The following is a 12,262-nucleotide window of genomic DNA, read 5'->3' as shown; positions in this document are numbered from 1 at the left end:
CAGCAAATGACCAGATGTAAAATTCTAAGCTAATTTAGACTAATCGCGGCGCCATTTAGCTGACTGCTCAAAGACATGCTCCATGATCTTTTGATCTTCTTGGGTAAATTCCACATCACGCCGTCCCATCATAGCTTTGGCCGTTTCAAAGGCTTTAGTGGTCTTGTAGGTCACCATACCCGAAGCTCCACCCCAACTGTAACTGGGTATAAAGTTTCTCGGAAAGCCACCCCCGTAAATATTGGCACTCACACCTATTACTGTTCCGGTATTGAACATAGTGTTAATTCCGCATTTGGAATGGTCGCCCATCATAAGACCGCAAAACTGCAAACCAGTTTTGGCAAATCCCTCTGTGCTGTAATCCCAAAGGCGCACTGGCGCGTAGTTGTTCTTTAAATTGGAGTTGTTTGAATCTGCGCCCATATTACACCATTCACCTAACACAGAGTTGCCCAAAAAGCCGTCATGCCCTTTATTACTGTAAGCAAAAATCACAGAATTATTCACCTCGCCTCCTACCTTGCAATGAGGTCCTACAGTTGTTCCTCCGTAAATCTTAGCGCCCATTTTTAAAGTTGCTTGTTCACATAGCGCAAAAGGACCTCGGATCGCGCAGGCTTCCATAACCTCAGCATCTTTACCAATGTAAATTGGCCCTGCCGTAGTGTTTAACGAAGCGAGATATACTTTGGCTCCAGGCTCAATAAAAACTTGATCTTTTTCTCCAATGACATGAACTCCTGCTTCTATTGGCGCAGAAACCTTGTCTTTAGTAAGCCAGATGAAATCTCGGGCAATTGCCTCTCCATTATATTTGAAGATATCCCAAGTATTCGCAATGCGGATCACATCGTCATAACTGTATTGGATCACCTCCGCAGCATTAAAATCCACTTCTTCACCCTCTTTAGCATAAAAAGCTAAGGGTTCATCCTCATAAAACAAAGCTTGACCAGGCTCTAGGCCTTTAACGATCAACGCTAAATTATCTGACGGCAAGAAAGAACCATTGATCAGAATATTCTCTTCCATCTCTACCATCGGGAACTTATCCGAGAGATAATCTTCTGTAACCGTTGTAGTAGTGTAGCCCAATAGAAGCTCCCACTTTTCCCGTATAGTGAGTATCCCAACTCGGATATCCGCCACAGGACGCGTATAGGTAAAAGGCAACAATTGCTCGCGAACGGAACCGTCAAAGAGAATGTAGTTCATAGTGCTTGTTTATAGTCGTAAAACTAACAAAAAAAAAGCCTCCGATCTCTCGAAGGCTCTCTGCAAAATAATAACGTATACTTATTTTTTGAACTTGGCGTATTTGTTCTTGAACTTGTCAATACGACCAGCGGTATCTACCAATTTAGACTTACCAGTATAGTAAGGGTGTGAAGTTCTAGAAATCTCCAACTTCACCAATGGGTACTCTTTTCCGTCTACCTCGATAGTCTCTTTGGTATTGGCTGTAGATTTGGTAATAAAAACATCGTCGTTTGACATGTCCTTAAAAGCGACAAATCTGTAATTTTCTGGGTGAACTCCTTTTTTCATCTTAATCTTCTTAAAACTTCACATTTTTGAGGTTGCAAATTTAATCATCTTTTATCAATGTACAAGCATTCTTTTTTATTTTTTAATGCCCTCAAGAAAAGATTTATAAATGTAACGAATTCTTATCTTTGTGTACTAACCAACCAAACTAAACACTTCTACGTATGGAAAATCCACAACCTTCGGTTAAAAACATTGCCTTGAACTACGGTGCCCTATGGGGTCTTGGTTCTATTGTTATCGGCGTATTGACCTATGTCACCAATACCTATATGGATCGCCCTTGGTGGTCTACTGTATTGGGCTTTGCGGTGATGATCGCAGCTATTGTGCTTGGCCTCAAGGCTTTCCTAAAACAAAATGAAGGCTACATGAGCCTAGGAGAAGCATTAAAAAGCGGTATGGGCGTTACTTTGATTGCGGCCATTATCGGGGCAATTTGGATGTATGTCTTTATCACGGTTGTTGAACCGGATTTCATTAATAAAGTTGTTGAAAATGCGCAAACGCAAATGCTAGAGCGTCAACCAGACATGCCACAGGATCAAATGGATGCAGCCATGGAAATGACCAGAAACTTTACGCAGCCATGGATCATGGTGACCATAAGCTTGGTTGGTACACTTTTCATGGGATTCATTACTTCGCTGATCGCAGGATTGATTATGAAGCGCAACAACCCAATGGCATAAGTACAGCATATGACCTTATCGGTAGTAATACCTTTACTTAACGAGAAAGAATCGTTACCAGAATTACACGATTGGATTGCATCAGTGATGCAGTCCAATCGTTTTTCTTATGAAATTCTCTTTATAGACGACGGAAGCACAGACGGCTCTTGGGACACTATAAGAGAACTTCAGCAAAAAGATCCCAATGTAAAAGGGATCCGCTTCTTGCAAAATTACGGGAAATCACAGGCCTTGCATGCAGGTTTTAAAGCTGCTGTAGGAGACATTGTCATTACTATGGATGCAGACCTGCAAGACAATCCAGAAGAGATCCCGGAACTCGTAGCCATGATAAAAGACGAAGGCTATGACCTGGTCTCTGGTTGGAAAAAAAAGCGCTATGACAATACCGTAACCAAAAATCTACCTTCTAAACTTTTCAATTTTGCTGCTCGCAAGACCTCTGGGGTTAAACTGCATGATTTTAACTGCGGATTAAAAGCTTACCGAAACACGGTAACCAAGACCATAGAAGTCACGGGAGAAATGCATCGCTATATTCCGGTTCTGGCAAAAAATGCAGGCTTTAAAAAGATCGGAGAGAAAGTAGTGAAGCATCAAGCTCGCAAATACGGAACCACTAAGTTTGGTATAGAGCGCTTTATTTACGGCTTTTTAGACCTAATAACCATTTGGTTTCTCTCGCGCTTCGGGAAACGCCCGATGCATTTCTTTGGCGCTATCGGAGCTTTAATGCTGCTGATTGGTTTTTTGTTTAGCCTCTACTTGGGAATTGACAAATTGTTTTTAAATAAAACGGGGAGACTGATCACCGAGCGACCTCAGTTTTATTTAGCCCTGACAGCCATGATCATGGGAACCCAGTTCTTTATGGCTGGTTTTATTGGAGAAATGGTGCTGCGTAACCGCGACAAACGCGAACGCTACTACATAAGCGAAACACTCTAACGGCGTATTAACGAAAAGTGTCCTCTGGCATTACGTCCATCTGGCAATTCAATCATATACCAATAATCACTAGACGGCATAGGATTACCTCGATAGGTGCCGTCCCAACCAGCTTGATCGTGTCTTAAATTTCTAAGGATCTTACCGTAACGGTCGTATATCTTGATATTGGCCCCTGGAAACTCTAAGGCATTGAAGATATGCCAAGAATCGTGGAAACCATCGCCATTTGGAGTAAAGTAGTTCGGTGCACCTCCGACAAAGATTTCTTCTTCGTAGATAAGACAATCTTCCGCATAGACAGCTATACGTCTTGGCCCTGCCAAAACATTAGTAAATACATTGCCTGACTGCAACAGACTTCCATCTAACTGATATTGCCAAGGACCTTCTTCTATGATCTCTATAGTTATAGTGTTCGAGTCTTGAAAATCAACCACAACGACATTGATCTCCGAAGGAACAGGAATAGCCACTACATTAATCGTAATGGTCGTATTGCATCCTACCCCATTGAAAACATCGACCACATAAGGTCCTGGTTCACTCACCGCAATGGTTCTTGTGGTCTCTCCGTTTTCCCACAAATAAGCTGCGTAATCTCCAGGATCCAAGATCACCTCATCTTCATCTGGGCAGATCTCTAAGCTAATATCTTGAGCTTCTGGCACGGGTCTAATATCGGGTAGTATTCGACCAATAAAGGCGCAGTCATTATTGTATTCTATGCGGTAATAAACGGCTAGTTCGGTATCAAAGGCCGTAAATTGGACCTGATCTACCAGTGGATTAAGCTCCAAAAGCGCATCATCTCTGGTATCGTAAAAACTAATGTCTGCTCCGGGATAAAGCGCTAACAATTGGGCCTCAAAATCTACCAGGTCAACAATCGCCTCAAAATCTGGATTGTCGCTACGGTTACATGCCACTAAAGTAATATCGCCCGCATAAGCCATGGGCTCTACAATAAGTGTTACTTCTGCAATGGCGAAACAAAGCGCATTCTCAAATACTCGTACGTAGACTACTTGCCCATTGAATTCATTCTCATAGCCAATTTCTGGCAGTGCATTCTCATTGTTCTCGGCATCTGCTAATGTTCTAAAGAAGTTCACGGTAAATCCTCTAGGGTCCCCGACGAGCTCCATTAAAGCCTCATTGAGATTGAATTGTGAGATGCCGTCGTCCACCCCATCGATATCACATTGTACCAATTGCACTCCTGAGTTCACGATGGGAGCATCCCCTATCTCGACAAATTCAATATAGCGCTGGGTGGGTCTGGTCTCGTATTCGACATCTAAAGTCACTGTATAAACTCCAGGACCAGTAAAAACGTGTGTAGGGTTAAGTAAGGTAGATGTGTTGTCTGCACCACTAGCCGGATCTCCGAAATCCCAGTTCACTGCGACTATTGGATCGTCTGCCGTTATGGTGAACTCAGTGGCATCGCCCAAGCAGAAATTCTCGATCTCAACAATACTTTCAAAGAACGATTGAATAAATGGCGGCAGACCAAATTTGGTAGAACGTCCGCCCAGATCGGTATCAAATAGTCTAAAATCACTGTCCAAACGCGGAAAATTTGGCGTACGGATAACCGAAAGGTTGTTGTTAGGTATTGAATGGTAGATCTTTTTATCGATGGCGATCTGCAAGGTACCAGCCAGATCACTGATAAAAGGATTTGGAATATCAGCTATCAGAAAGCGGGAACCCAAAACGTCAGGATCGGTCAGGTCGAATTGGATGATATTGATATTCTCCGTGGCTCCTGTATCTGAATTGATTGTCTTTCCACTCGCATATAGCTTGGAAGAATCCGCAGAAAACTCTACCCCGTAAAAGACCAGATCAGTCCCTAAAACCACCTCATTACTCACCACCCCAGTTTCGGTATCAAAGTCGTAAAGCAAGAATTGCCCGGTAAAGGCAGGTTGAAATATGGCGTGAGCAATGGCCAGTTGCTTCCCGTCTGGAGAGCTTTTCATAGCTCCGCGGATGTTATTGAAATCGTTTATATTAGGCCCTATAGTAGAGATTACTGGGGTTGGATTCAAGCCGGTATCGTCTACAAAATAGGCGTAAAACCTATTCTCATAATGAGTAATAACCCAATAATTCTCACCATCTGCTGCCCGTACACCTGTTATCTTTTCAGAGCCCTGCGGCAAAAGATTCACATTCTTATCGGTCACGTCGCCCAAACCTCCAGAGAGGCTCATATCTACTATGGAGTAGTTGAATCCGTTTCCATTTCCGCCGTCTTGATAGGCCTGTACAACATCAGAGGTAAATACATAATAGATCTCTGTGGATCCCGGCTGCGGAATCACGAGCGCCGACTGCGTAGCAGAGAAACTGCCATCGAGATCTTCTCCATTGGGCATGACCTCGTGTAAACGGTTCCATACATTGCGACCCTCAGTGTAGAACAACAAAGTTCCCTCTGGAGTTGAGATGGTCTCACAGCCCTCAACAGTATTCAAAACTCCGTCCAATCGCGGGACAGGAGAACCGCTGTTAAAGTCTAAACCTGCATTACTGCCAAAGAACCAATTGGCCGCTTCACGTTGTCCGTAAGCAGTACCCATCAGCAGTAACAGAATGAGGTATAGCAGTTGTCTCAAGGGTGCAATTTTTGGTTAAAGATAAGGATCAGATTCGTTTTTATTGTTTGTCTAGTCGGATTCTAGCCGGAACTGTCCCCACGCCCGTACTGCCGTCAAAGCCCAAATAACCTTCAACAAGCCAGAGTTCAAATACCGCATCTTCTAAAGGACTCAAGGGAGCGTAATCCACATCTGGACCCAATAGAATGTCATTGGCCAATTCACTGCAATTGGCATTGAGCTTTCTGAGCTGATTCTCCCAGAAAAAAGATTCATTGCAACCCACAGTGAAGTAAAAACTCCTCGGACGGCCATTGGTAGGCGATTCCGGCGGTCCGGGAAACTGGATCTTGCGCACATTTTGACTAGGTCCGGCTGTGATCTCTACCAAGTGTGGTGGGCCAAATGTCGGGCCAAAAGGTCCGTCCTTGACGCTGGAATACCAATACGTTCCTGTAAAAAGATCATCGGCTATAGGTCTTACCAAAGGAATGGCATAGCGATATGGAGAACTGAAATAAGTTTCAAACGCAATGATACAAGAAGCCCCACTACCTACGGTAAAGGTTCTGTCGTCTTGCAGACGGATCAATAGGCGCAGTACTATCTGATCTCCGCAACTAGTAGCCGATACAGGAACCGATAAAGCCTCCAAAACCTCGTTAAGACTGTATTCCAGATTGAATCTGGGTAAACCCACAGGGCCACTGTCTATGTCTTCTTTCTTGATAAGATCTAGAAATACTTCGGAATCGGCTATGCTTCCATTGTCAGAATCCCGGTCGGTATACTGAGCATAGACCTCGATCTCCTTAAGCAGGCCGCCGTCTTCAAAATCCTGCTGTTCTACAATAGCTGTGAAACGACTTTCTGGCTTGTCTATATTAAAAACCGCTTGGACAAAATCTACCGTACGTAAAAAGGAACCGTAGGTGACGCCTTCAAAAACTCGGTCTATAGCCTTGTCGTCGTCAGAACATTGCACACAAAGCAGACCACTAAGGAAAAGAAATAGCAATTTTTTCATTGATCAGAAGTTGGTATTCGAAAATAAGCCGCGATTGTATTATTTTTGGTAAATCCGATAGACGTTTACTCTATTTACCCCTTATAAACGATCTGAAAAGACTTATAAGCTTTTCTAAAAAAGCAGGCCTGAGAAGGCGAAATATGTACCTTTGTCAATAATTCAGACTGATGATTTATATAGCACCAGAAATTTTAGAGCGCGTAAACCAATGGTTGGTTCCATTTTTTGACCAGAGCACCCAACAAGAGATCAAGGACATGATCGCCAACGATCCGAAAGGTGTGGAAGATTCCTTTTACAAGAATCTCGAATTCGGAACCGGAGGCATGCGCGGCATTATGGGTCCTGGAGATAATCGGATCAACAAATATACCTTGGGAAAGAACACCCAAGGCCTATCACAATATTTAAAGCAGGTTTTCCCAGGTGAAGATCTGAAAGTTGCCATTGCCTATGATTGCCGTCATAATAGTAAAAGCCTGGCTGCAGAAGTAGCAAATGTCTTTTCGGCCAACGGTATAACAGTTTATCTGTTTTCTGATCTACGCCCTACTCCGGAGCTTTCTTTCGCTGTTAAGCATCTGAATTGTCACTGCGGAATTGTACTAACCGCTTCCCACAATCCACCGGAATACAACGGTTACAAAGTGTACTGGCAAGACGGCGGTCAACTGGTGCCTCCTCAAGATAAAGAGATCATAGCAGTGATCAACCAACTAGCCTACACAGACATTCAGTTCGATGGAAATTCAGCGCTGATCCATAAAATAGATTCCGAGCTGGACGAAGCCTTTATAAAAGCTTCCCTAGCTAACGGAATGAAAGATACAAATCCGGAGCAGCGTGCAGCATTGAAAGTGGTCTTTACACCTTTACACGGAACCTCGGTTACCGTGATCCCAGAAGTGCTGAAGCGTGCTGGCTATTCACAAACGCAAATTGTAGAGGCGCAGGCAACACCAGACGGAGACTTCCCTACTGTGGTCTCTCCTAATCCGGAAGAGCCTGAGGCACTTTCTATGGCTATACAAATTGCAGAAGATACCGGTGCTGACATGGTCATCGGGACGGACCCAGACTCCGACCGTTTGGGAATTGCAGTTAGAGATGAGCATGGAAAAATGACCATACTGAATGGAAATCAGGCCATGGTCATAAAAACACATTTCTTGTTAGCACAAAAAGCAGCAAACAGTGGGATCCAATCAGAAGATTATATCGCATCTACCATAGTGTCAACACCAATGATGGGTGTTTTGGCAGACGACTTTGGGCTTTCTTGCCAGTTGGGACTGACCGGTTTTAAATGGATAGCCAAAATGGTCAAAGATATGCCCGAGAAAAACCTGATCGGTGGTGGCGAAGAGAGTTTTGGATTCATGGTTGGGGATTTTGTTCGCGATAAGGATGCCGTTACCGCCAGTTTGTTGGCCTGCGAGATTGCAGCGCAACAAAAAGCCAAGGGAGAAACACTGCTCGACTACGCTGTAGAACTCTACAAGAAATACGGTGTGTATCAGGAAGAACTTATATCGTTTGTAAAACCAGGCAAGTCGGGAGCAGAAGAGATCCAAGCCATGATGAGATCACTAAGAGAGACTCCGCTTAAAGAGATAGTGGGAGAGGCTGTGGTTCGCATTGACGACTACCAAAACAGCATCAGCACCCACCCAGACGGATCGCAAACCGCGATAAACATGCCAAAATCCAATGTGCTTATCTATTGGACCAAACAAGGCACTAAAGTGGCTGCTCGCCCAAGTGGCACCGAACCAAAAATTAAATTCTACCTAAGTGCCAATGCACCTTGGGAAGGAGATTACAGAAAAACGCAGGCGGCCCTGCTTAATAAAATGGACCGCATTGCAGAACAATTCAACCTGCGCTAGTGCATTATTTTAAACAGATCATTTCTTTTGCGCGTCCCTACAAGCGTTACGCTCTTGGGAACATAGTTTGTAATGTCTTTTACGCCCTATTCAGCGCCCTTTCTTTTGTGACCCTGATCCCTATGCTCGATGTCCTTTTTAAAAACGAGGTAATCGAAGGGGAAGCGGGTGCAGTTAAAGCACCTGAGTGGACTGGCTTGCCAGACACTATGGATTACTTTAAACAGTATATGGCCTTTCAGGTTGATCAATACGCCCAAGATGACGCCTCTAAGGCACTGATCTTGGTGATCGGTCTGGTGATCGTGATGTTCTTCTTTAAGAACATTTTCAACTATTTGGCCATGTACTTCATCACTTTTTTGAGAAACGGGGTGCTGAAAGATTTGCGAAATGCGCTCTTCGATAAGATCACGCGTTTACCAATAGCCTTTTATTCGGAAAAACGCAAAGGAGACACTATTGCGCGTATCTCTAACGATGTCCAAGAGATACAGCATTCGTTCCTATCTATATTGGAATTGATAGTACGAGAACCATTGACCATAGTATTCACTATTATCACTATGCTGCTCATAAGCGGCAAGCTTACCATTTTTGTATTTGTCTTTATTCCTATTTCAGGATTCATCATTTCTAGAATCGGGAAGTCCTTAAAACGCAAATCCGACCGTGTACAGGCAGAACAAGGAACCTTTCTTTCCATTATAGAAGAAACCTTGGGCGGCTTAAAAGTTATCAAAGGATTTAATGGCGAAGGCGCTTTTAACAAGAAATTCCAAGCCTCTACTCTGCGTTTTTACAACTTTTCCAACAAACTGCTAAACCGTCAGAATTTCGCCTCTCCTACTTCGGAGTTCTTGGGGATCTTTGTGATCGCAATTTTGTTGTGGTTTGGTGGGCGTATGGTTTTGGTAGATGGGACCCTAGACGGCAGCTCCTTTATTGCCTATATGGGATTGGCCTATAATATTTTGACCCCTGCAAAAGCTATCAGCAAGGCAAGTTATAGTGTGAAACGCGGTAATGCTGCTGCACAACGCGTCTTAGAAATACTCAATACCGATTCTAGTCTGGAGGACAAACCCAACGCAAGGCAGAAAGAAAACTTTGATTCCGAGATCAATATAGACAAGGTCTCCTTTAAATACGAAGATGAATATGTCTTAAAAGATTTCTCCCTGCAGGTTAAAAAAGGCCAAAGTGTTGCCTTGGTAGGGCAATCAGGGAGTGGAAAATCCACCATTGCGAATTTGGTAACTCGTTTTTACGACGTAAACAAAGGCAGTATCAGCGTAGATGGCAGTGATATTCGAGACATTACAAAGTCTTCACTCCGAGGGCTTATGGGACTAGTTACGCAAGATTCCATCCTCTTTAATGATACCATTAAGAACAACCTTCTACTTGGGAAACCAGATGCAACCGAACAGGAAGTTCTCAAAGCTTTAGAGGTTGCCAATGCATGGGAATTTGTCAAAGACCTACCACAGGGCATAGAAACCAATATTGGAGATTCTGGCAACAAACTCTCCGGAGGGCAAAAACAACGCCTGAGCATAGCCAGAGCGGTTCTTAAGAATCCTCCAATTATGGTATTGGACGAGGCCACCTCAGCCTTAGATACCGAATCTGAACGTCTGGTGCAAGATGCTTTAGAAAACATGATGAAGAATCGAACCTCTATCGTCATTGCACACCGATTATCAACCATACAGAATGCAGACCTTATTGTGGTAATGCAGAAAGGAGAAATTGCAGAACAAGGCACGCACGAAACACTACTAGCCAAAAAAGGTATTTACCATAGCTTAGTGAGTATGCAATCGTTGAATGCCTAAAATGATATTCAACTTCTAAATATTCAGGCAAAAAAAAGCAGATCGACTGATCTGCTTTTTTTTGACTACTGCCGTATTTGGGGCTCACAGCAGCAGTATGATTTAATTAACAACGAAGTAAAAGTATATTACTGAAATGACATTTCCAAAAAAAATATGCTTTTTATCTGTTTTTTATGCATTTCATCGATATTATAATTTGTATAAACTAATTTTTCCTACAATTACATTCGATGCTTGAGCCACACAATGAAGATGTAACAACCACAAATAAAAACGGGCAAACCCCCGCGGTAAGCCCGTTTTCGTAAAATAACTAAAGTAGTTGGGGCTACATTTAGTGAACAGAAGAATGTTCTTGAGCGCTAATGTATACATATTTTTCCTACAAAAAAATTTTTATCGCTTTTTATCGATATTTTTTAACGTTTTATCTGATTTTTTATGTGAATCCCTTAATTCCAACTGAAGCATTAACCCAATTTAGCAGCATATTTGACCTTAAAAAGAAAAATTTGAGGAGCAGATTAAACCTTTTTGATACCTTATGGTCTTAAGGAAAAACCACTACCATTGATAGCCGAATCTAGTTTAGTTGATCAGTTGAAAGCTCCCGAGACTCGGGAAGCCGCTTTCAGTACACTGATGTCTACCTATAAAGAAAGGTTGTACTGGCATATTAGAAAGATGGTATATTCTCATGACGACGCAGACGATGTACTACAAAACACTTTTATTAAAGTATACCGCAGTATAGAGAATTTTAAAGGCGAGAGTAAGCTCTACACTTGGATGTATCGCATAGCGACTAACGAGGCGATTACCTTTATAAATAAGAAAGCCCGTCGGATGGAAATTGGCAACGAAGAGGTACAGCAATTGGCGGTGGCTAATTTAGCCGCCGACCCGTATTTTGAAGGCAACGAAATTCAGCTTAAATTACAGGAAGCAATTGCCAAGCTGCCGCAAAAGCAGCAGTTGGTTTTTAATATGAAGTATTTTGACGATATGAAATACGACGATATGTCCGAGATATTAGGCACCTCCGTGGGAGCCTTGAAAAGCTCTTATCATATCGCCGTTAAAAAAATTACCGCTGAGCTTAAAAGCGATTAAACCTTTAATACGCTGTTGAGTCATAGCAATAAGAACATGAACTTGGACAATAAAAATATCGAACCAAATTTTGGTGTACCAGAAGGCTACTTTGAAGGCTTTGAAGCTGCTGTGCAAGCTCGTATAGCCGAAGAGGAGCTGCGAGCACTAATCCCGACTGCTGGCTTTATTGCTCCGGATGGGTATTTTGACCAACTTGAACCTAGTATCAAGCAACAGCTGTCAGAAAAGCAGACTAAAGTCATTTCGCTTTTTGGTAAAAGAACACTTTACGCGGTGGCCTCTGTTGCCGCAGTGGTAGTTTTAGTAGTCAATTTGATTGGCAACGGTAATGGGAATAACGAAAACACTTTGGCCTTAGATCAAGTGGATCCCCAGTTATTGGTAGCCTATGCCAATAGTGACGCCATTGCCTTTACAGATGCAGAATTAATGGATTTTGTCTCAGAAGAAGATCTAGAGACCAGCTTGTTCAGCGAACAACAACTTTCTGACGAATCTATTGAGACCTATTTATTGGAAAATCTAGACGATATTGATTTAATTACGACTTACGAGGAATAAGCCCTTGAGCCAAAAC

10 protein-coding genes are annotated in these 12,262 nt (G+C 42.9%); 6 read left to right on the top strand and 4 right to left on the bottom strand.

Annotated features, from left to right (window positions below; genetic code table 11):
* Positions 1 to 39: 39 nt before the first annotated feature.
* Together AC0J2F_RS12370 and AC0J2F_RS12365 are read right to left on the bottom strand one after the other, a co-directional pair.
* Positions 40 to 1,218 carry a GlmU family protein gene (locus AC0J2F_RS12370; RefSeq protein WP_473007912.1) on the bottom strand — a complete coding sequence of 393 codons (1,179 nt, stop codon included), beginning with the start codon at positions 1,216 to 1,218 and terminating at the stop codon, positions 40 to 42.
* An 81-nt stretch (positions 1,219 to 1,299) separates the two neighbouring features.
* Positions 1,300 to 1,551 (bottom strand): type B 50S ribosomal protein L31, encoded by a 252-nt coding sequence (locus tag AC0J2F_RS12365; protein ID WP_374958180.1) that lies wholly within the window; start codon positions 1,549 to 1,551, stop codon positions 1,300 to 1,302.
* A gap of 164 nt (positions 1,552 to 1,715) precedes the next feature.
* Between AC0J2F_RS12365 and AC0J2F_RS12360 the strand changes: the two genes are divergently transcribed.
* Both AC0J2F_RS12360 and AC0J2F_RS12355 read left to right on the top strand, forming a co-directional pair.
* Entirely contained in the window at positions 1,716 to 2,243 is a 528-nt protein-coding gene (locus tag AC0J2F_RS12360) for a DUF4199 domain-containing protein (RefSeq protein WP_087522838.1), read from the top strand.
* A 9-nt stretch (positions 2,244 to 2,252) separates the two neighbouring features.
* Positions 2,253 to 3,194 (top strand): glycosyltransferase family 2 protein, encoded by a 942-nt coding sequence (locus tag AC0J2F_RS12355; RefSeq protein WP_473007911.1) that lies wholly within the window; start codon positions 2,253 to 2,255, stop codon positions 3,192 to 3,194.
* Here the strand turns inward: AC0J2F_RS12355 and AC0J2F_RS12350 are convergent.
* Both AC0J2F_RS12350 and AC0J2F_RS12345 read right to left on the bottom strand, forming a co-directional pair.
* Positions 3,191 to 5,824 (bottom strand): T9SS type B sorting domain-containing protein, encoded by a 2,634-nt coding sequence (locus tag AC0J2F_RS12350; RefSeq protein WP_473007910.1) that lies wholly within the window; start codon positions 5,822 to 5,824, stop codon positions 3,191 to 3,193. The genes AC0J2F_RS12355 and AC0J2F_RS12350 overlap by 4 nt on opposite strands.
* Positions 5,825 to 5,864: 40 nt before the next feature.
* Positions 5,865 to 6,833: a hypothetical protein gene (locus AC0J2F_RS12345; protein ID WP_473007909.1), complete on the bottom strand. Its 969-nt coding sequence runs from the start codon at positions 6,831 to 6,833 to the stop codon at positions 5,865 to 5,867.
* 170 nt (positions 6,834 to 7,003) lie between these two features.
* Here AC0J2F_RS12345 and AC0J2F_RS12340 point away from each other — a divergent pair, with 170 nt between their 5' ends.
* From AC0J2F_RS12340 to AC0J2F_RS12325, 4 genes are all read left to right on the top strand, one after another.
* Positions 7,004 to 8,725 carry a phospho-sugar mutase gene (locus AC0J2F_RS12340; protein WP_473007908.1) on the top strand — a complete coding sequence of 574 codons (1,722 nt, stop codon included), beginning with the start codon at positions 7,004 to 7,006 and terminating at the stop codon, positions 8,723 to 8,725.
* A complete protein-coding gene (locus AC0J2F_RS12335; RefSeq protein ID WP_374958185.1) occupies positions 8,725 to 10,566 on the top strand; it encodes an ABC transporter ATP-binding protein in 1,842 nt (613 codons plus the stop codon). Before AC0J2F_RS12340 ends, AC0J2F_RS12335 begins: the two co-directional genes overlap by 1 nt.
* A 573-nt stretch (positions 10,567 to 11,139) precedes the next feature.
* Positions 11,140 to 11,682: an RNA polymerase sigma factor gene (locus AC0J2F_RS12330; RefSeq protein ID WP_087522843.1), complete on the top strand. Its 543-nt coding sequence runs from the start codon at positions 11,140 to 11,142 to the stop codon at positions 11,680 to 11,682.
* A gap of 15 nt (positions 11,683 to 11,697) precedes the next feature.
* Positions 11,698 to 12,246, top strand: coding sequence for a hypothetical protein (locus tag AC0J2F_RS12325; protein WP_473007907.1), 549 nt, complete (start codon positions 11,698 to 11,700; stop codon positions 12,244 to 12,246).
* Positions 12,247 to 12,262 lie beyond the last annotated feature (16 nt).

It is taken from the genome of Gilvibacter sp. CC01, from assembly GCF_055755295.1.
This window is presented reverse-complemented; position numbering and strand designations above follow the sequence as displayed.

Bases quoted from the DNA above. Each gene is read 5' to 3' on its own strand.
- AC0J2F_RS12355 (WP_473007911.1), top strand. From the start codon at position 2,253: ATGACCTTATCGGTAGTAATACCTTTACTTAACGAGAAAGAATCGTTA.
- AC0J2F_RS12345 (WP_473007909.1), bottom strand. From the start codon at position 6,833: ATGAAAAAATTGCTATTTCTTTTCCTTAGTGGTCTGCTTTGTGTGCAA.
- AC0J2F_RS12360 (WP_087522838.1), top strand. From the start codon at position 1,716: ATGGAAAATCCACAACCTTCGGTTAAAAACATTGCCTTGAACTACGGT.
- AC0J2F_RS12340 (WP_473007908.1), top strand. From the start codon at position 7,004: ATGATTTATATAGCACCAGAAATTTTAGAGCGCGTAAACCAATGGTTG.
- AC0J2F_RS12370 (WP_473007912.1), bottom strand. From the start codon at position 1,218: ATGAACTACATTCTCTTTGACGGTTCCGTTCGCGAGCAATTGTTGCCT.
- AC0J2F_RS12365 (WP_374958180.1), bottom strand. From the start codon at position 1,551: ATGAAAAAAGGAGTTCACCCAGAAAATTACAGATTTGTCGCTTTTAAG.